The sequence below is a fragment of the Micromonospora endolithica genome, assembly GCF_003626595.1.
In the GTDB taxonomy this organism is placed as follows: domain Bacteria; phylum Actinomycetota; class Actinomycetes; order Mycobacteriales; family Micromonosporaceae; genus Micromonospora; species Micromonospora endolithica.
Window position 1 is genome coordinate 492,745 of the sequence record NZ_RBAK01000004.1, and the last position, 18,785, is coordinate 511,529.

Below are 18,785 nucleotides of genomic sequence, written 5' to 3' on the forward strand. Positions count from 1 at the left end.
GTGTGCCGGACGTTTCGAACCGGGGCCGCCGGGACACCGTGTCTATGATCGACAACTCCTGACCGTGCAGAGCGACGACAGCCGTCCGGACAGCGGACGCGGAAGTGGAGGAGCGGTGACCCGCGACGCCCGCGCGTTCTGGCTGCGTACGCCCGGCCTCGGCGAGATCCGGTCGGTGTCACTGCCGACACCGGGACCGGACGAGGTGCTGGTGCGGACCCGCTTCTCGGCGGTCAGCCGGGGCACCGAGACGCTGGTCTTCGGCGGTCACGTGCCCACCGACCAGCACGCCGCGATGCGTGCGCCGTTCCAGGAGGGCGACTTCCCGGCCCCGGTCAAGTACGGCTACCTCAACGTCGGCGTGGTCGAGCGGGGCCCGGCGCGGCTGCGTGGGCGGACGGTGTTCTGCCTGTACCCGCACCAGACCGCCTACGTGGTGCCGGCCGCCGCCGTGACCGTCGTACCGGATCAGGTTCCGGCCGCCCGCGCGGTGCTGGCCGGCACGGTCGAGACGGCGGTCAACGCGCTCTGGGACGCCCCGCCCCTGGTCGGCGACCGGGTGACGGTCATCGGGGCGGGGATGGTCGGTTGCGCGGTCGCCGCGCTGCTGGCCCGCTTCCCCGGGGTCCGGGTCGAACTGGTCGACGTGGATCCGGCCCGTGCCGCCGTCGCCGCCGCCCTGGGCGTGGACTTCGCCGCTCCGGAGGCCGCCACCGGCGATCGGGACCTGGTGGTGCACGCCAGCGCCAGCTCCGCCGGGCTGCGACGCGCCCTGGACCTGCTCGCGCCCGAGGGCACCGTGCTCGAGCTGAGCTGGTACGGCGACCGTCCGGTCACGGTGGCCCTGGGTGGCGCGTTCCACTCCCGACGGCTGAGCGTGCGGGCCAGCCAGGTGGGTACGGTGGCCCCGGCCCGGCGGGCCACCAGGAGCTTCGACGACCGCCTGGCGTTGGCGCTGGACCTGCTCGCCGATCCGGTCTTCGACGCGCTGGTCACCGGGGAGTCCCGCTTCGCGGAACTGCCCGACGTGCTGGCCCGACTGCACGCGGGCGACCTGTCCGCGCTCTGCCACCGCATCAGCTACGAGGGGGAGTGAGCCGTGTTCAGCGTCACGGTCCGGGACCACATGATGATCGCCCACAGCTTCCGGGGGGAGGTGTTCGGGCCCGCGCAGCGCCTGCACGGCGCGACGTTCGTGGTCGACGCGACGTTCCGCCGGGCCGACCTGGACGCCGACGGCATCGTGGTGGACATCGGGCGGGCCACCGAGCAGCTGCGGGCCGTGCTGGGCGAGCTGTCCTACCGCAACCTCGACGAGGAGCCCGCCTTCGCCGGCGTGAACACCACCACCGAGGTGCTCGCCCGCACCGTCGCCGACCGCCTCGCCGACCGGGTGCACGCCGGTGACCTGGGCGACGGCGCGCGCGGCCTGGCCGGCATCACGGTCACGCTGCACGAGTCGCACGTCGCCTGGGCCAGCTACGAACGGCCCCTGTGACCGGCAGCCCCGAGGCCCGGGGGGTGGACGTGGTCCTACCCGGGGACATCGACGATCCGGTGTCGCCAAGTGGTGGCAACCACTACGACCGGCGGGTCCTCGACGGCCTGGCCGCCCTCGGCTGGCGGGTCCGGGAGCACGCCCTGGCCGGCGCCTGGCCACACCCGGACGCCGCGGCGCGGGCCGCCCTGGCCCGGCTGCTCGCGGCGTTGCCCGACCGCGCGCCGGTCCTGCTCGACGGCCTGGTCGCGTCGAGCGTGCCGGCCGAGCTGGCAGCGCAGGCGCGGCGGCTGCGCCTGGTCGTGCTGGTACACCTGCCGCTGGAGACCGACGCCGAACGCGCCGCGCTCGCCGCGGCGACGGCCGTGGTCGGCACCAGCGGGTGGACCCGGCAACGGCTGCGCGAGGTGTACGCGCTGCCGGCGGACCGGCTGCACGTCGCCGCGCCGGGTGTCGGACCGGCGCCGGTGGCGGCGGTCACGCCGACCGGCGGCAACCTGCTCTGTGTCGCCGCCGTCACCCCCGGCAAGGGTCACGACGTGCTGGTGGACGCCCTGGCGGCGGTCGCCGACCGGCCCTGGCGGTGCGTCTGCGTGGGCCCGCTGGACCGGGACCCGGAATTCGCCGACCGGGTGCGTCACCGGGTGGCCCGGCACGGGCTGACCGACCGGGTGCGGCTGGCCGGACCGCGCACCGGGGCCGCCCTGGACACCGCGTACGCCGAAGCCGACCTGCTGGTGCTGGCCTCGCGCGGCGAGACGTACGGCATGGTCGTCACCGAGGCGCTGGCGCGCGCCACGCCGGTGTTGACCACGACCGCCGGTGGACTGCCGGAGACCCTGGGCCGCGCGCCCGACGGGACCCGGCCCGGCCTGCTGGTCCCGCCGGGCGACCCGGACGCCCTGGCCGGCGCGCTGCGCCGTTGGCTGGACGACGCCGCGTTGCGCGATCGGTTGCGCCGTGCCGCATCCGATCGGCGCACCGCGCTCGAAGACTGGACAGGCACCACCGCCACCGTGGCGCGGGTGCTGGAAGGGGCGAGCACGACATGACCGTTGACCTGCCGGCGGACTTCGCCGACTGGCTGGCCCTGCGGGAGCCCGCCGACGCGGCGGCCCGCGCCGCGGACCTCGCCGACGCGGTGCGCCACCGGGTCACCGGCGGCCCGCTGACCGTGCACGACCTGGGCAGCGGCACCGGGTCGATGGCCCGCTGGCTGGCCCCGCTGCTGCCCGGCCCGCAGCACTGGATCCTGCACGACCAGGACGCCGACCTGCTGGCCCGGGCCGCCGCCGCGGTGCCCGGAGCCGCCGCCGACGGCGCTCCGGTGACGGTGACCACCCGCCGGGGCGACCTGACCCGGCTCACCGCGGCCGACCTGGCCGACGCCGACCTGGTCACCGCGTCGGCGCTGCTGGACATGCTCACCGCCGAGGAGGTCGACCGGCTCGTCGCCGCCTGCGCCGGCCGCCGCACCCTGTTCGCGCTGTCGGTCACCGGCCGGGTCGCGCTGACCCCCGCCGACCCGCTGGACGCCGAGGTCGCCGCCGCGTTCAACGCGCACCAGCGCCGCCGGGTCGGCGGCCGGACGCTGCTCGGTCCGGACGCCGCCGACGCCGCCGCCGCGGCCTTCGCCCGGCACGGCGTGGACGTGCTCACCCGGCCGTCGCCGTGGCGGCTCGGCCCGGAGCAGGCGGCGCTGGCCACCGCGTGGTTCACCGGCTGGCTGGCCGCCGCCCGCGAGCAGCGGCCCGATCTCGCCGAGGCGACCCGGGCGTACGCCGACCGCCGTCGCGCCGAGCTGGCCGCCGGTGAGCTGCGCGTCCTGGTCGACCATCGCGACCTGTTGGCCGGCGGGTGAGTGAACCGACGGCGGCCGGCGTACGTGCCTTCGGACGGGAAGATCGTCGAGGGAGGGTACGCATGGACGCGGAGACCACCGGCACGCCCGCGCGACGGCGGTTCGGCCCGCTGGCCCGGACACTTGTCGGGTTGGGCCTGCTCGCCGCCCTGGTCGCCACGGTCGGCCACGGCCCGGTCCTGGCCGGGTTGCGGCTGATCGACGCCCCGGCGCTGGCCGCCGCGCTCGGCATCGGCGTGCTGACCACCGTCTGCTGTGCCTGGCGGTGGAGCCTGGTCGCCTCCGGGCTCGGGGTCCGGCTACCGCTGGGCACCGCCGTGGCGCACTGCTACCGGGCGGTGTTCCTCAACGCCACCCTGCCCGGTGGTGTCCTCGGCGACGTGCACCGGGCGGTCCGGCACGGGCGTGACTCAGGCGACCTCGGTCGTGGTGTGCGGGCGGTGGTCTGGGAGCGTACGGTCGGTCAGGTGGTCTTGATCGTGGTCGCGCTGGTCGTGCTGGCCGCGTTCCCCTCACCGGTCCGGCCGTTCCTGCCGGCGGCGGCCGCGCTGCTGGTGGCCGTCGGCGTCGGCGCGGTCCTGCTGGCCCGGCTGACGCCGGTGCGGGCCGCGTCCCGCCTCGGCCGGGCGTTGCGCGCCGCGACCGCGGACGTCCGCGCCGGCCTGCTGGCCCGCCGCGCCTGGTGCGGGGTGCTGCTGGCGTCCACCGTGGCGGTGGCCGGGCACCTGGCGACGTTCGTGGTGGCCGCCCGCACCGCCGGTTCCGACGCGCCGCTGTCCCTGCTGGTCCCGCTGACGCTGCTGGCGCTGCTGGCGATGGGGGTGCCGGCGAACGTCGCTGGCTTCGGACCCCGTGAGGGGGTGGCCGCCTGGGCGTTCGCCGCCGCCGGCCTCACCGCCGCCGAGGGCGTCACCACCGCGATGGTGTACGGGGCCCTGGTGCTGGTAGCGAGCCTCCCCGGCGCCGCCGTCCTGCTGGTTCGCCGTGTCCCCGTGCCCGCCGGCACCGTCTGACGAGGAGTCCGATGTCCGAAGTCCGTCCCGCCGCCACGGTCCGCAACCAGGTCACGGTCCCGCTGCGCTTCCCCGACGGTTACACCACCACCGCCCGGGTGTACACCTTCACCGGCCTGGTCGACGGGCGGGAACACCTCGCCCTCGGGCTCGGCGACCGCGCCGCGGCGGACCCGCCGTCGCGCGGGCTGCCGCTGGTCCGCCCGCACAGCGAGTGCCTGACCGGCGACGTGTTCGGCAGCCAGCGCTGCGACTGCGGCCCGCAGCTGCGCGAGGCGGTGGAACGCATCGCCGGCGCCGGTGGCTACCTGCTCTACCTGCGTCAGGAGGGCCGGGGCATCGGCCTGTACGCCAAGCTCGACGCGTACGCGTTGCAGGATTCCGGGTTGGACACCTACCAGGCCAACGTGGCCCTCGGTCACCGGGCCGACGAGCGGGACTACACGGTGGCCGCGCAGATGCTCGCCGCGTTGGGCGTGGACGAGGTCACGCTGCTGAGCAACAACCCGGACAAGGCCGCCCAGCTCGACCGGCTGGGTGTCCGGGTCGCCGAGCGGGTGGCCACCGGCCTGTTCCTGTCCCCGGCCAACGCCGACTACCTGGCGGCCAAGGCCCGGCACGGCGAGCACGCCCTCGACCTGCCGTTCGTCCCGTGACCACCCGCCCGTACGTGCTGGTCAGCTGCGCCACGTCGATCGACGGCTACCTGGACGACGCGACCGACCAGCGGCTGCTGCTGTCCAACGACGACGACCTGGACCGGGTCGACGAGGTACGGGCGAGCTGCGACGCGATCCTGGTCGGCGCGACCACCGTCCGCCGCGACGATCCCCGGCTGCTGGTGCGCTCGGCCCGGCGCCGCGCCCAGCGGCTGGCCGACGGCCGGCCGGCCTCGCCGACCCGGGTCACCCTGACCGGCTGCGGCGACCTGGACCCGTCGGCCCGGTTCTTCACCGTCGGCGACACCGAGCGGATCGTCTACTGCTCCTCCTCGGCGGCGGAGAAGGCCCGGGACCGGCTGGCCGGTCTCGCCACCGTCGTCGACGCGGGCGAGCCGGTCGACCCGGTCCGGGCGCTGGACGACCTGGCCGCCCGGGGCGTACGCCGGTTGATGGTGGAGGGCGGGGCGACCGTGCACGCCCAGTTCCTCACCGCCGGACTGGTGGACGAGTTGCACCTGGTGGTCGCCCCGTTCTTCGTCGGTGACGGCCGGGCGCCCCGGTTCGCCGGGGAGGGCCGCTTCCCGTGGCACTCGGGGCGGCGGGCCCGGCTGGCGGAGGTGCGCCAGATCGGCGACGTGGTGCTGCTGCGGTACGCGCTGTCCGACCGCTGCCCCGGCTGACCGCTGCCCCCGGCTGGCCGCTGCCCCCGGCTGGCCGGACGGTTCACGCCCGGGTCAGGCCGAGCGCCTCGTCCACCCGGTCCAGCACCGTCACGTCGTCGTGGCCGACCCCGCGCAGCAGGTCGATCGCGGTCGCCCGGATCTGCCCGACGATCATCGTCACCGGCAGCGGCGGGTCGGTCCGCAGCAGGCCGGCGGCGATCCGGACCGCCTCCAGGGCCGCCGCGTCGGCCCGAGACGCGTGCCGGTCGGCGTCGGCGCCGCTGAGGTCGGTGGCCAGGGCCTCGCCCGCCGACCGTACGGCGACGACGAGCGCGCCGAGCGCGGCGGCCAGCTCCGGTGGCGTGGCGGTGTGCCGGCGGGTCAGGGTGGACCCGGCCCGGGCCAGCACCCGGATGTTGCGCGCGGCGTAGTCGAGCTGCCGCAGGGTCGCCTCCACCTCGGCGAGCTTGCCCAGGTGCCGGCGCCGGAGCCCCAGTCGCAGCGTCTCACCGGTGGCCAGCACGGCGGCCTGCAACCGGGCCACGCAGTCGTCCACCTCCCGGGCCCGGTCCAGCGCCGTCCGGGCGGCCGACTCGTCGCACCCGCGCAGCGCCGCGTTCACCTCGTCGAGCAGGTCGGCGAGATCGGTGTAGCTGAGACGCGCCTGCGCCACCAGCGGCGCCAGCGGGTCGCGGGCCGCCATCAGTTGACTGGCGGCCAGCGCCACCGCCCCGCCGATCAGCGCGTCGACGAACCGGAACGGCATCAGCGTCCCGCTCGGCGCGGCGACGACGACCAGGTACATGGCCGAGACGGTGGCCTGCACGACCAGGGCGCGCCGGGCCCCGATGACCACCAGCGTCGTGGTGGTCAGCAGCAGCACCAGCAGGACGGTGCCGGTGCCCGGGCCCAGGGCGTACACCAGCAGCTCCGCGACCAGCACGGCGGCGGCGACGGCGAGCAGGATCTCGACGGTCTGCCGCAGCCGCCGCCCGCGTGACTCGCCGAGCACGACCAGCGCGGCGGTCGGGGCGAAGAACGGGTCCGGGTGGCCGATCACCACCGCCGCCAGGATCCAGGCGACCACGGCGGCGGCGGTCAGTTCGACGACCGCGATCCCGTCGCCCCGCAACCGCCCCACGGAGTCCCGCCACCAGCTGCGCACCGGTCGTACCTCCCTCGCCGGGTCGACCGGAACCGGCCGCCGATGATCTTCTGCGAGAACCGCCACTACCCCGGTCGTCACCTGGCCAACCGTTCCGGTGACGGGCGGCACCGCGCCGCGGCGGCCGGGCACGGCCCCGGTTCCCGGCGCGGACCCCGACCCGACGCCGGCGGTGCCGGCGACCGGGGTCGGCTCACCGGTCGGGCGTGCCGTCGGGCGGTGTGCCCCCGGGCCGGACCAGCCCGGTCTCGTACGCCAGCGTGACCAGTTGGGCGCGGTCGCGTACCCGCAGCTTGGTGATGATCCGGCTGACGTGCGTCTTGGCGGTCAACGGGCTCATCCGCAGCGCCTCGCCGATCTCGGTGTTGCTCCGGCCGGCCGCGATCATCGCCAGCACCTCGCGCTCGCGGGCGGTCAGCGCGGACAGTCGTTCCGGCGCCGACCGGGCGGGCTCCGGCCGGCGGGACAGCTCGGCGATGACCCGGTCGGTCACGCTGGGGCTCAGCAGCGCCTCGCCGGCCGCGACCACCCGCACCGCGCGGCACAGCTCCTCGCGGCCGACCGTCTTGGTGAGGAAGCCCTTCGCGCCGGACTCCAGGGCCTCGAAGATGTACTGGTCGGTCTCGAACGTGGTCAGCACCACCACCCGTACCCCGGCGAGGTCGGGGTCGCCGGTGATCAGTCGGGTCAGCGTGAGACCGTCCAGTTCGGGCATCCGGATGTCCACCAGCGCCACGTCCGGCCGCAGCTCGGCGGCCAGCCGCAGCGCCTCCCGGCCGTCGCCGGCCTCGGCCACCACCCGGATCTCCGGGTCCCGTTCCAGCAGTCCGCGCAGACCGGTCCGCACCAACTGCTGGTCGTCGGCCACCAGCACCCGGATCGTCATCTCGGCCTCCTTCGCCGGTTCAGCTGCTCGCCGCCGGTGACGGGGGCGGGTACGCCCCGGGCAGCCACGCGTCGACCACGAACCCGCCGCGCTCACCCGGTCCGGCGGCGAACGTGCCGCCGACGCTGGTGGCCCGCTCGCGCATCCCGGCCAGCCCGTGCCCCTCGCCGTACGTCGCCGTCGGGCCCCGACCATCGTCGGTGACCCGGAGCCGGACGTTCCCGCCGGTGTGCTCCAGCTCGACGGTGGCGCGGGTGGCGGCGGCGTGCCGGAGCACGTTGGTCAGCGACTCCTGCACGATGCGGTAGAGGGTCAGGCCGACGGCCGGGGCGACGGTGCGGTGGGCGCCGGTCTGCACCAGCTCGACGTGCAAGCCGCTGGAGACGGCGCGGTCGACCAGCGCGGGCAGTTGCGCCACGCCGGGGGTCGGCGCCAGGCTCGGCCCGGTCGACTCGTCGCCGGTGCGGAGCACGCGGACCGCGGCCTGCAACTCGCCGATCGCCTCGACGTTGACCCGGCGGGCGGTGTCCAGCGCCTCCTGCGCCGCCTCCGGGTCGTCGTGCATCAGCTCCCGGGCCAGACCGGCCTGGATGCCGACCACGGCGAGCGCGTGGGCGGTGACGTCGTGCAGTTCACGGGCGATGTCCAGGCGTTCGGAGATCAGCCGACGGTCGAGTTCCCGGTCCCGTTGTTCCTGCTCGACCCGCAGCCGGGCGCGCAGCTCCCGGGCCCACCGCTCCCGGTTGCGGGTGGCGGTCGCCAGCGCGAGCACCAACGCCAGCAGCACCGCCTCGCGCAGCGCGCCGTCGAGCGCCTCCAGCGGCCGTCGCTCCGTCCACGCGATCCAGCCGACCGAGACGGCCAGCATGGAGCCGCCGACCAGTCCGGCGAGGAGCATCCGGCCGGTCCGGGCGACGGTGTACAGCGGGACCAGCAGCGGCCAGGTCGGCGAGACGCTCGGCAGGTCGGTCAGGTTGTAGACGACGACCGCCAGCAGGGACCCGACCAGCACGCCGGTCGGCCACCGCCGCCGCACCAGCAGCAGTCCGCCGAGGACCACCCCGAAGGCGTACGCGGCGAGGCTGGACGAGTGGCTGGTCGGTTCGGTGGCCACCGACGTGTGCACGGTGATGGCGGCACCGCCGGCTCCGGCGACGAGCAGGTCGACCAGCCATCCGGACCGGATGGACTGCCGCTCGTCGGCGCTCGGGTGGGCCGTCATCGCTGGTGCGTACCTCCCCTGCGGGTCAGTTCCCGTGCGCGTGGGTCAGCGGCAGCCGGTCGCCCCGGACCAGGGGACGGTCGGCGTCGGAGACGGTCACGAACTGCCCCATCATGCCGGAGTCCTCGTGCGCCAGCAGGTGGCAGTGGAACATGTACGGGGACCGGGGGTCGGAGTGTGGCAGGAACGACACGGCCAGGCCGACCGTGCTGCCCGGGGCCACGTAGACGGTGTCCTTGACGCCGCGCAGGTGCGCCGGCGGCGCACCGCCGTCGACGTCGAGGACGTGGAACGACGCCCCGTGCACGTGGAAGTTGTGCGGGATCGACTGCCCGTTGACCACGTCCCACCGCTCGACCGTTCCGGCCCCGACGACCCGGTCCAGCCGGTCCATCTCCATGGTCCGGCCGTTGAAGGTGAAGTCACCCATGGTCAACCGGAACTCCTCTCCCGTCGTCGGCGGCGGTGCGGGCGTCGACGTCAGCACCGCGGGCAGCGCGGGGGAGGGGCGCAGCGGGTCGACGGCGACGAACTTGACCAGGTCGTGCTCGTCGTCGCCGCCGGCCAGCCGTTCGTACGCGACGTTGGCCCGCAGCGGCGGCGGGAAGCTCTTCAGGACCACGTCGTCGCCGGGGGCGAAGCGGACGACGATCTCCGCGCGTTCGCCGGGGGAGAGCGGCAGCCGGCCGACCCGCTCCGGCGCGCCGAGCAGGCCGGCGTCCATCGCGATCAGCGCGAACTCCCGGTCGTCGGCGAACCCGACGTGGTAGATCCGGGCGTTGGAGGCGTTGAGCAGCCGCAGCCGTACCAGCTCGGTGGTCACCTCGAACCGGGGGTCGTAGGTGCCGTTGACCAGGATCTTGTCGCCGAGCAGGCCGGTGACGGTGAGCCCACCGAAGGTCATCTTCGACTCGTCCAGGGTGCCGTCGTCGGCGATCTTCTTGTCCTGCACGATCAGCGGCACGTCGTCCACGCCGTACCGCTTCGGCAGCGGCAGGTCGTCGGTGGCCGGGTCGTCCACCAGGAACATCCCGGCCACGCCCCGGTAGACGTGCGGTGCCGTGACCTGGTGCAGGTGCGGGTGGTACCAGAGGGTGGCGGCCGGCTGGTCGACCGTCCAGTACGGCTGCCAGGTGGCGTCGCGCGCGATCGGCTGGTGCGGCCCGCCGTCCATCCGGGCCGGCAGGTGCATGCCGTGCCAGTGGATCGAGGTCGTCTCGGGCAGCCGGTTGGTGACGTCGACCGCGACCCGGTCGCCGCGCCGGGCCCGCAGGGTGGGCCCGAGGTAGCTGCCGTTGGCGCCCCAGGTGGCGGTGCGGGTGCCGGGCAGGAACTCGGTGGACCCGGTGCGCAGTTCCAGCCGGAACCGGCGGCGACCGTCGGCGTCGGTGGTGGCGTCGAGCAGCGGTGGGATCCGCAGCCGGTTGCGGAAGGCCAGGGTGCCGGTATTGCTCCGGCCGGAGTCCACCCAGACCCAGCCGGCGAAGCCGACGGCGGGCGCCACCACCACGATGCCGGCGGCGGCGAGCCCCTTGAGTACCGCGCGGCGGCGGGGACGCGGGCCGTTCACCGGCGGGCTCCACCCCGCTGGCTCCAGGCCATCGCCAGCACGCCCGCCGCCACGGCCCACCACCCGAGGAGGACCTCGGGCATCGGCACGAGCCCCGGATCCTCCAGCCACACCTGCGGCGGTACGAAGAAGAGACCGAGGTTGAAGACGACACCGAGGACGACCAGCGCCAGGCCGGCCCAGAGCAGTGGCCGGCGCAGCCGCGGTCGTCGTCCCCCCGTGGGACCGTCGTTCATGGGTCACTCCCGTCGCTCGTCGGTACGCCCCGAAAGCTACGGCGCGACGAGCGACGTGACGTCCGCCGGCGGGAGAGACTTTCCTACTCCCGGCGGTGTACGCCGACCCTGTTCCGGCTCAGGGCCCGGCCGGGGTCGCCCCCCGGTCCGGGGCGGCCCCCTCGGCTCCGGGACCGGGCCGGGCCGTCGGGACGCGCCGCCGGGCGGGCACCACCAGCGGGGTGCCGGTCTCCGGATCCTCGATCACCCGGCAGGGCAACCCGAACACCTCCTCCACCCGCGCGGCGGTGACCACCTCGCCGGGCGGGCCGGCGGCGACCACCCGACCGTCGCGCATCGCGATCAGGTGGGTGGCGTACCGCGCCGCGTGGTTGAGGTCGTGCAGCACCGCCACCAGCGTCCGCCCCTGCTCCTCGTGCAGCCGGGCGCACAGGTCCAGGATCTCGATCTGGTGGGCGATGTCCAGGTACGTGGTCGGCTCGTCCAGCAGCAGCAGCGGCGTCTGCTGGGCCAGGGCCATCGCCAGCCACACCCGCTGCCGCTGCCCGCCGGACAGCTCGTCGACCGGGCGGTCGGCGAGGTCGGCCACGCCGGTGGCGGCCATCGACTCGGCGACCACCCGTTCGTCCTCGCGGGACCACTGCCGCAGCAGCCCCTGGTGCGGGTACCGGCCGCGGGCCACCAGCTCGGCCACCCCGATGCCCTCCGGCGCGACCGACGACTGCGGCAGCAGCCCCAGCGTCCGGGCGACCGCGCGGGCCGGCCGGCGGTGGATGTCCTCGCCGTCGAGCAGCACCGACCCGGCGGCCGGCCGCAGCAACCGGGACAGCGCCCGCAGCAGCGTCGACTTGCCGCACGCGTTCGGGCCGATCACCACCGTGAAGGAGCGGTCGGGCACGGCGACGGTCAGGTCCCGCGCGATGGTCCGCCGCTCGTAGGCGAGGGTCATCGCGGTACCGCTCAACCGGGACATGCGAACTCCGTTCTCGTCGTGGTGGTCGTCGCCGCCGGCCGGGTCGGGCACGGTCGACCGGCCCGGCGCACCGGCGGTCACAGCCGCCCGGCCCGGCGCTCGGTGGCCAGCAGCCAGACCAGGTAACCGCCGCCCAGCACGCCGGTCACCACGCCCACCGGCAACTGGTGGCCGGGCACCGCGCGCTGGGCGATCAGGTCGGCGGCGACCAGCAGCAGCGCGCCCAGCGCCGCCGACGGCAGCAGGTTCGGCCCCGGCGCGCGGGTCAGCCGCCGGGCCAGGTGCGGCGCGGTCAGCGCCAGGAACGACACCGGACCGGTGGCGGCCGCCGCGAGGGAGACCAGCAGGACCGCCGCGCCGAGCACGAGCAGGCGCAGCCGTGGCACGCGTACGCCGAGCGCGCTCGCGGTGTCGTCGCCCATCTCGGCCAGCCGCAGCGCGGGACCGTTGGCCAGCAGCACCAGTGGCACCAGCACGGTCAACGCGACCAGCAGCGGCAGCGCCTGGGACCAGCCGCGCCCGTCCAGGCTGCCGGTCAGCCAGAGCACCGCCCGGGCCGCGTCCATCAGCGGCGCGCGGGTGAGCAGCCACCCGTTGACGCCGGTGAGGATCGCGGCCAGCCCGATGCCGACCAGGATCAGCCGGTAGCCGTGCACGCCGCGCCGCCAGGTCAGCGCGTACACCAGCACCCCGGTGGCCAGGCCGCCGGCCAACGCGGCGCCGGCCAGCATCGTGCTGCTCCCGCCGAGCACCACCACGACCAGCGCGCCGGTCGCCGCGCCCTGGGTGAAACCGAGCATGTCGGGGCTGCCCAGCGGGTTGCGAACCAGGGACTGGAAGACCGCACCGGCCAGCGCCAGCGCGGCACCCACGGCCATCGCGGTGACCAGCCGGGGCAGCCGCAGCTCGGTGACGATGAAGTCCTCGGCCGGGGTGCCGCCGCCGGTCAGGGTGCGCAGCACGTCGGCCGCGCTCATCGGGTAGTCTCCGTGGCCGATCGCGACCACGCCGAGCACCATGGTCAGCAACGCGCAGGTCGCGCCGACACCGACGGCGCGGGGCCGCAGCCGCAGGGACAACCCGCCGGGAGTACGCAGGACGATCACGGCCGGGCCACCGGTCGACGCAGCACCAGCCAGAGGAAGAGCGGGCCGCCGAGCACGGCGGTCACCATGCCCACCTGGAGCTCGCCGGGCCGACTGAGCACCCGGCCGAGCACGTCCGCGCCGAGCAGCAGCACCGGTGCCAGAACCGCGCAGTACGGCAGCAGCCAGCGCAGGTCGGGCCCGGTGAGCGCGCGTACCAGGTGCGGCACCAGCAGGCCGACGAAGACGATCGGCCCGCAGGCCGCGGTGGCGGCGCCGCAGAGCAGGGTGACCGCCACGATCACCATGCCGCGGACCAGGGCCGGTCGGGCGCCCAGGGCGCGGGCGGCGTCGTCGCCGAGCGCGAGGGCGTTGAGCGGGCGCGCGGCGGCCAGCGCCACCAGCAGCCCGGCCGCCAGGAAGGGCGCCACCGTCCCCACGGTGTCGATGTCCGCGCTGGCCAGCGAGCCGACGGTCCAGAACCGCAGCCGCTCCAACGACGCGGCGTCGAGCAGCATCACCGCGCTGACGTAGGAGTAGAGGGTGGCGTTCAGCGCCGCGCCGGCCAGCGCCAGCCGGGCCGGTGTCGCCCCGCGTCCGCCGCCGACGAGGTAGACGGCGGCGGTGACGACGGCCGCGCCGAGCATCGCGAACCAGACCTGCCCGCCGACCGTGCCGACGCCGACCAGAGCCGCCGCGGTGGCGACCGCCGCGGCGGCACCGGCGTTGATGCCGAGCAGCCCGGGGTCCGCGAGCGGGTTGCGGGTGAGCGCCTGCATCACCGCGCCGGCCACGCCGAGGGCGGCCCCGGCGAGCAGGCCGAGCAGCGTACGCGGCAGTCGCATCCGGTGCACGACGGCGTACTCGGCCGCGTCGCGGTGCAGCAGGCCCTGCCACACGTCGGCGAGCGGGAGCTGCTTGGCGCCGACGGTGATGCTGAGCAGCGCCACCGCGGCGAGCAGCAGCACGGACACGGCCAGGCCGGCGGCCCGGGGGGCGACGCGGCGGGGCCGGGGCGGCGCGGGGGCGGCGACGGTCGTGGGTGGTGGGGCGATCACGGACAGGGTGGGCTCCGGGTTGCTGCGGGCGGTACGGGGGCGGGTCTTGACAGGGACTTAGGTTAGGTTAACCTAACCGCGCTGTCCATGGTCATCCGACCCTGATCGAAAGACGACACCATGCCGCATCCCGCGCCCGCCCGCCGACTCTCCCGCCGCGGTCTGCTCGCCGCCGGCGGAGCCGCCACCCTGGCCACCCTGCTCGGCGCCTGTGGGCGCGACGACACCTCATCGACCCCGGCGGCCGGCAGCTCGGCCGGTCCGTGGTCGTTCACCGACGACCGTGGCACGAAGGTCGACTCGCCGGCCCGCCCGACCCGGGTGGTGGCCTTCACCGGGGTCGCCGCCGCCCTGGTCGACTTCGGACTCGACAAGCAGATCGTCGGTGTCTTCGGCGAGACCAAGCGGACCGACGGCACCACGGATCCGCAGGCCGGCGACCTGGACGTGGAGAGCGTGGAGATCCTCGGCAACGTGTGGGGCGAGTTCAACCTGGAGAAGTACGCGGGCCTGCGCCCCGACCTGCTGGTCACCCACATGTACGACCCGGGCGCCCTCTGGTACGTGCCGGACGAGAGCAAGGACAAGATCCTCCCGCTCGCGCCGAGCGTCGCCGTCACCACCGCCCGGGTGCCGATGACCAAGCCGATCGAGCGGTACGCGCAGCTCGCCGAGTCCCTCGGCGCGGACCTGTCGGCGAAGAAGGTCACCGACGCGCGGGCGCGCTTCGAGGCCGCCGCCGAGTCGGTCCGCCAGGCGGTGAGGGCCAATCCTGGCATCAAGGTGATGGCCTGCTCGGGCAGCCCCGACCTGTTCTACGTCTCCAACCCGAAGGTCAGCACCGACCTGATGTACTTCGCCGAGCTGGGCGTGGACATCGTGGTACCCACCAAGCTGGAGGCCGGCGACTACTTCGAGGCGTTGAGCTGGGAGAACGCCGGCAGGTTCGCGGCCGACCTGATCCTGCTGGACAACCGCTCCACCGCCCTGCAGCCCAAGGACCTCGCCGCCCGGCCCACCTGGACGCAACTGCCCGCGGTGCGGGCCAACCAGGTGACCCCGTGGGACGCGGTGCCCCGCTTCTCGTACGCCGGCGCCGCCCCGCTGCTGGAGAACCTGGCCAAGGCGATCCAGGGCGCGAAGAAGGTCAGCTGATGACGGCCACCGTCACCGCCGCGCCGGTCGCCGTGCAGTACCGCTTCTTCGCCGCGCGGGTGGTCGCCACCCGTACCGTCGGCGCCTCCCTGATCCGGGTCACCCTCGGCGGGCCCGAGCTGGCCCACTTCGCCGGCGGTGGCCGGGACCAGAGCGTGTCGCTGTTCCTGCCGCACCCCGGCCAGGACGAGCCGGTGCTGCCGGTCGACGCGGGGGAGGACTGGTTCGGCGCGTACCGGGCGATGGACCCGGAGGTGCGGGCGGTGATGCGCTCCTACACGATCCGGCAGCAGCGTCCGGAGGCCGCCGAGGTGGACATCGACGTCGTCCGGCACGGCGACACCGGCCCGGCGACCCGGTGGGCCGGGCGTGCCCGGCCCGGTGACCGGATCGTGCTGCTCGGCCCGGCCGTGCACGACAACCGCAGCGTCTGCTTCCGGCCTCCGGACGACACCGACCACGTGCTGCTGGTCGCCGACGAGACCGCCCTCCCGGCGGTCGGCGGCATCCTCGCCTGGCTGCCCGCCGGGACCCGGGTGCGGGCCTTCGTGGAGGTGCCGGATCCGGGCGACATCCAGGACCTCCCCACCGACGCGGTCGCCGAGGTCCGCTGGATCGTCCGGGGGGCCACCCCGGCCGGTAGCAGCCTGCTGGCCGACGCCGTCCGTGCCGCCCGGTTGCCCGGCGACGCCCCGTACGCCTGGATCGCCGGTGAGTCGTCCATGGTCCGCGCGGTCCGGCGCCACCTGGTCACCGACCGCGGCCTGGACCGCCGACGGGTCACCTTCGCCGGCTACTGGCGGCGCGGCCTGTCCGAGGAGGACATCCGCAACGAGGCGCTGGCGGCGGCCGTCGCCTGACGCGACCGTGCCCGGGTCCGGACGGATGGGCCGGGCCCTGCCGGCGCGGGCCCGACCCCGGTCGGTGGGCCGGCCCGGACGTCGGGGTGGCGGTCAGCGCAGTGCCTTTCCGCCGCGGGTGGCGGGCCGACGGTCCGCCAGGGCGCGGAGCTGCCCGTGCAGGCGCGGGTTGGCGGCGACCACCGTGCCGTTGCCGCCGAGCACCGGGGCGCCGTCGAGATCGGACACCCGTCCACCGGCCTCGGCGAGGATCACCGGCAGCGGCGCGAGGTCGTCGTAGCCCTGACCGACCAGCACGGCCGCGTCCACCCGCCCGGTGACGACGTGCACCACCGCGTGGTGGATGCCACCCACCAGGTTCACCCGCCGGTGCAGCGCGGTCAGCAGATCCTCGGACCACGCGTGCTGGTTGGCGCCGAGCACGAGCGCTCCGTCCAGCTGGCTCCGGTCACCCACCCGGGTCCGCCGGGCGGCGGCAACCGGCTGGTCGAGTCCGGTCAGCAGCCGGCATCCGCGTCCGCGCGCCGCGAAGACCGTCTCCCGCTGCACCGGCATGTGGATCACGCCGATCGCCGGGCCGTGCTCGTCCTCGTACGCCAGGAGGTTCGCGAACAGCGGCATCCGGCGGGTGAGGTACCCGGTGCCGGAGATCGGGTCCACCACCCACCGGCGGCCGGACCCGCCGCCGGACTCGCCCGCCTCCTCGCCGAGCACCGCGTCGTCCGGGGCGAAGCGGCCGATCGCGGCCCGGACCTGTTCCTCCACGGCGAGGTCCACGTCGGTCAGTTCGGTGCCGTCGGCCTTGCGCCGGCGGCCCGGGGTCGTGCCGAAGAACGCCGCGCTGGCGGTACGCCCGGCGTCCCGGGCCACCGCGACCGCGAACTCGACCAGTTCCTCGTCCACCACCGGACCGCCCACGACGGTCGGTGCGGCACTGTGCTCGTCCATTCCGGCAGTCAACCGGCGCGGCCGGCGCCCGCCCAGGCATTAAGCTCAGGCTTCACGATGGGGGCGGGGCCGTGAGCACGATCCGTTTCGAGGTGCGCGACGCCGCCGACGTCCGGTTCCGCGTCTCACCGCTCTGGGAGACCGTCCGGAGCCGCTACGCGTTGGCCGATCCGGGCCGGTACGTCGTACACCTGCCGTGGATCCGCCGGGTCCGGACACCGGCCACCGACCCGGCGCTGGTCGGGTCGCTGCGGGTGCTGGACGCGATCGCCCGGCCCGGAGCCTGGCTGCCGGACTTCCTCACCCCGCCGCCGGCGCGGATGCCCGGTGACATCGAGGAGGAGCTGGCCGCGGTCGCGGCCACGCCGCCGGAGGTGGTGGTGGCCGACCTGCGCGCGGTCGCCGCCCGGTCACCGCTGCCGCCGCCGGTGGGGGCCGGCCTGACGGCGCCCGACCTGCTGGTGGCCGACCTGGTGAAGGCCGTCCGGATCTGGCATCGGGTCGCGGTGGCGCCGTACTGGCCCCGGATGCGGGCCCTGCTCGAGGCGGACATCGCGCACCGCTGCCGGCACCTGGCCGAGGGTGGCGTCCGGCGACTCGTCGGCGGACTGCACCCCTCGCTGCGCTGGGCGGGTGACCACATCGTCGCCGACGATCCCTGGCACATCGACCACCACCTGCGCGGACGCGGTCTGCCGCTGATGCCCAGCGTCTTCGTCGACCGGCGGGTGCTGTGGAGTGTCCGGCCCGACTCGGTGCCGCTGGCGGTCTACCCGGTCCGGGCCGTGGCGACCCTGTGGGAGGGCGGCGCGATCCACAACGGAGCACTGGCCGGCGTGCTGGGGACCACCCGGGCCCGGCTGCTCACCCTGCTGACCAGCCCGGCGACGACGACCGAACTGGCCCGGCGGGTCGCGCTCACCCCGGCCGCGGTCTCCCAGCACCTGACGGCGCTGCACGCGGCCGGCCTGGTCACCCGCGTCCGGCACGGGCGCGGTGTGCTCTACGTCAGCAGCCCCGCCGGCCGGAGCCTGCTGACCGCCGGCGGCGAGTCGGCCGACGTGACCTGAGGCCTGACTCCGCCCGGCGTTGGTCGCTCGCCGCGGCCGGTGCGATCTCTCGGTGGATTTTCCGGTCCGGGCGCATCCGGGCGGCGGCGGCCGGACGAAGCATGGGTCGTGACGACAGTCACGCATGGAGTCGCCTCGACGAAGGGCCCGCTCATGAAGATCGCTCGTCTCGCCGCCCGGGTGGCGGTGGGCGCCGTCGCCACCGCCCTGGCCACCACCGCCGTCGCGGTACCGGCCGCCCAGGCCGGCACCAAGAAGCCGGTCGGCACCAAGTCCCTGGCCCAGGTGCTGCTCGCCGACAAGTCCGGCTTCGACCACAACCCACGTGACTTCGACGTGCTGACCAAGGCCGTGCTGGCCGTCCTGGAGGCCAAGCCGGACTCGCCGGTCAAGGTGCTCACCGACGGCACCGTCGCGCTGACCGCGTTCATCCCGAACGACGCCGCGTTCCAGCAACTGGTCCGGGAGATCACCGACGCCCGCCGGCTGCCCAGCGAGAGCGCCGCGTTCACCGCCGTGGCCGGCCTCGGCATCGACACCGTGGAGACCGTGCTGCTCTACCACGTGGTACCCGGCGCCACGATCGACCGCAAGGCCGCCGTCCGGGCCGACGGCGCCGAGCTGACCACCGCCCTCGGCGCCACCGTCGAGGTCGACGTCCGCACCTACTGGCACTACTTCAAGCAGGTCCGGCTGATCGACGCCGACACCGACGACCGCGACCCGAGGGTGGTCCGCTTCGACGTCAACAAGGGCAACAAGCAGATCGCGCACGCCGTCGACCGGGTGCTGCGTCCGATCGACCTCCCCTGACGTACGCCAGCCGGTGGCGCCGACGGGAAGCCGTCGGCGCCACCCGCC

General features: G+C 75.3%; 20 protein-coding genes. 11 read left to right on the forward strand and 9 right to left on the reverse strand.

Going from position 1 to position 18,785, the window contains the following annotated elements; all coding sequences use genetic code 11:
* Positions 1–115 precede the first annotated feature (115 nt).
* The 7 genes from D7223_RS14070 to D7223_RS14100 all read left to right on the forward strand — a co-directional run bounded on the left by D7223_RS14070 (position 116) and on the right by D7223_RS14100 (position 5,714).
* Entirely contained in the window at positions 116–1,096 is a 981-nt protein-coding gene (locus D7223_RS14070; protein ID WP_120728814.1) for a zinc-dependent alcohol dehydrogenase, read from the forward strand.
* A 3-nt stretch (positions 1,097–1,099) separates the two neighbouring features.
* Positions 1,100–1,498 carry a 6-pyruvoyl trahydropterin synthase family protein gene (locus D7223_RS14075; RefSeq protein WP_120728815.1) on the forward strand — a complete coding sequence of 133 codons (399 nt, stop codon included), beginning with the start codon at positions 1,100–1,102 and terminating at the stop codon, positions 1,496–1,498.
* Positions 1,495–2,550, forward strand: a complete 1,056-nt coding sequence (locus D7223_RS14080) for a glycosyltransferase family 4 protein (protein ID WP_238161922.1) — start codon at positions 1,495–1,497, stop codon at positions 2,548–2,550. The genes D7223_RS14075 and D7223_RS14080 overlap by 4 nt, the downstream gene beginning before the upstream one ends.
* Positions 2,547–3,359: a methyltransferase domain-containing protein gene (locus D7223_RS14085; protein WP_120728816.1), complete on the forward strand. Its 813-nt coding sequence runs from the start codon at positions 2,547–2,549 to the stop codon at positions 3,357–3,359. The genes D7223_RS14080 and D7223_RS14085 overlap by 4 nt, the downstream gene beginning before the upstream one ends.
* A 62-nt stretch (positions 3,360–3,421) precedes the next feature.
* Positions 3,422–4,372 carry a lysylphosphatidylglycerol synthase transmembrane domain-containing protein gene (locus D7223_RS14090; protein ID WP_120728817.1) on the forward strand — a complete coding sequence of 317 codons (951 nt, stop codon included), beginning with the start codon at positions 3,422–3,424 and terminating at the stop codon, positions 4,370–4,372.
* Between the two features lie 11 nt (positions 4,373–4,383).
* Positions 4,384–5,028 carry a GTP cyclohydrolase II gene (locus D7223_RS14095; protein WP_120728818.1) on the forward strand — a complete coding sequence of 215 codons (645 nt, stop codon included), beginning with the start codon at positions 4,384–4,386 and terminating at the stop codon, positions 5,026–5,028.
* Positions 5,025–5,714 carry a RibD family protein gene (locus tag D7223_RS14100; RefSeq protein WP_120728819.1) on the forward strand — a complete coding sequence of 230 codons (690 nt, stop codon included), beginning with the start codon at positions 5,025–5,027 and terminating at the stop codon, positions 5,712–5,714. The genes D7223_RS14095 and D7223_RS14100 overlap by 4 nt, the downstream gene beginning before the upstream one ends.
* A gap of 43 nt (positions 5,715–5,757) precedes the next feature.
* Here D7223_RS14100 and D7223_RS14105 read toward each other — a convergent pair whose 3' ends face one another.
* The 8 genes from D7223_RS14105 to D7223_RS14135 form a co-directional block, all read right to left on the reverse strand.
* Positions 5,758–6,861, reverse strand: coding sequence for an FUSC family protein (locus tag D7223_RS14105; RefSeq protein WP_120728820.1), 1,104 nt, complete (start codon positions 6,859–6,861; stop codon positions 5,758–5,760).
* Positions 6,862–7,054: 193 nt separating this feature from the next.
* Positions 7,055–7,747 (reverse strand): response regulator transcription factor, encoded by a 693-nt coding sequence (locus D7223_RS14110; protein WP_120728821.1) that lies wholly within the window; start codon positions 7,745–7,747, stop codon positions 7,055–7,057.
* Between the two features lie 19 nt (positions 7,748–7,766).
* Positions 7,767–8,969 carry a sensor histidine kinase gene (locus tag D7223_RS14115; RefSeq protein ID WP_120728822.1) on the reverse strand — a complete coding sequence of 401 codons (1,203 nt, stop codon included), beginning with the start codon at positions 8,967–8,969 and terminating at the stop codon, positions 7,767–7,769.
* 25 nt (positions 8,970–8,994) lie between these two features.
* Positions 8,995–10,539, reverse strand: a complete 1,545-nt coding sequence (locus D7223_RS14120) for a multicopper oxidase family protein (RefSeq protein ID WP_158610887.1) — start codon at positions 10,537–10,539, stop codon at positions 8,995–8,997.
* Positions 10,536–10,775, reverse strand: coding sequence for a hypothetical protein (locus D7223_RS32785; RefSeq protein ID WP_158610888.1), 240 nt, complete (start codon positions 10,773–10,775; stop codon positions 10,536–10,538). The genes D7223_RS14120 and D7223_RS32785 overlap by 4 nt, the downstream gene beginning before the upstream one ends.
* 118 nt (positions 10,776–10,893) lie before the next feature.
* A complete protein-coding gene (locus D7223_RS14125; RefSeq protein WP_120728913.1) occupies positions 10,894–11,724 on the reverse strand; it encodes an ABC transporter ATP-binding protein in 831 nt (276 codons plus the stop codon).
* Positions 11,725–11,825: 101 nt separating this feature from the next.
* Positions 11,826–12,854 (reverse strand): FecCD family ABC transporter permease, encoded by a 1,029-nt coding sequence (locus D7223_RS14130; protein ID WP_120728824.1) that lies wholly within the window; start codon positions 12,852–12,854, stop codon positions 11,826–11,828.
* Complete coding sequence (locus D7223_RS14135) at positions 12,851–13,801, reverse strand: iron chelate uptake ABC transporter family permease subunit (protein ID WP_147252701.1); 951 nt, start codon at positions 13,799–13,801, stop codon at positions 12,851–12,853. The genes D7223_RS14130 and D7223_RS14135 overlap by 4 nt, the downstream gene beginning before the upstream one ends.
* A 210-nt stretch (positions 13,802–14,011) precedes the next feature.
* On the opposite strand from D7223_RS14135, the gene D7223_RS14140 reads away from it, so the two are divergent.
* Together D7223_RS14140 and D7223_RS14145 are read left to right on the forward strand one after the other, a co-directional pair.
* The gene (locus tag D7223_RS14140; protein ID WP_120728826.1) at positions 14,012–15,046 is read left to right on the forward strand and encodes an ABC transporter substrate-binding protein; all 1,035 of its coding nucleotides are present in this window, start codon (positions 14,012–14,014) and stop codon (positions 15,044–15,046) included.
* Positions 15,046–15,906, forward strand: coding sequence for a siderophore-interacting protein (locus D7223_RS14145; RefSeq protein WP_120728827.1), 861 nt, complete (start codon positions 15,046–15,048; stop codon positions 15,904–15,906). Before D7223_RS14140 ends, D7223_RS14145 begins: the two co-directional genes overlap by 1 nt.
* Before the next feature lie 93 nt (positions 15,907–15,999).
* Here D7223_RS14145 and D7223_RS14150 read toward each other — a convergent pair whose 3' ends face one another.
* A complete protein-coding gene (locus D7223_RS14150) occupies positions 16,000–16,854 on the reverse strand; it encodes an inositol monophosphatase family protein (RefSeq protein ID WP_120728828.1) in 855 nt (284 codons plus the stop codon).
* A gap of 71 nt (positions 16,855–16,925) precedes the next feature.
* Between D7223_RS14150 and D7223_RS14155 the strand changes: the two genes are divergently transcribed.
* Both D7223_RS14155 and D7223_RS14160 read left to right on the forward strand, forming a co-directional pair.
* On the forward strand, positions 16,926–17,924 hold the full coding sequence (locus D7223_RS14155) for an ArsR family transcriptional regulator (RefSeq protein WP_120728829.1): 999 nt from the start codon (positions 16,926–16,928) through the stop codon (positions 17,922–17,924).
* Positions 17,925–18,077: 153 nt separating this feature from the next.
* Positions 18,078–18,737 carry a fasciclin domain-containing protein gene (locus D7223_RS14160; RefSeq protein ID WP_120728830.1) on the forward strand — a complete coding sequence of 220 codons (660 nt, stop codon included), beginning with the start codon at positions 18,078–18,080 and terminating at the stop codon, positions 18,735–18,737.
* The last annotated feature ends 48 nt before the right edge of the window (positions 18,738–18,785 follow it).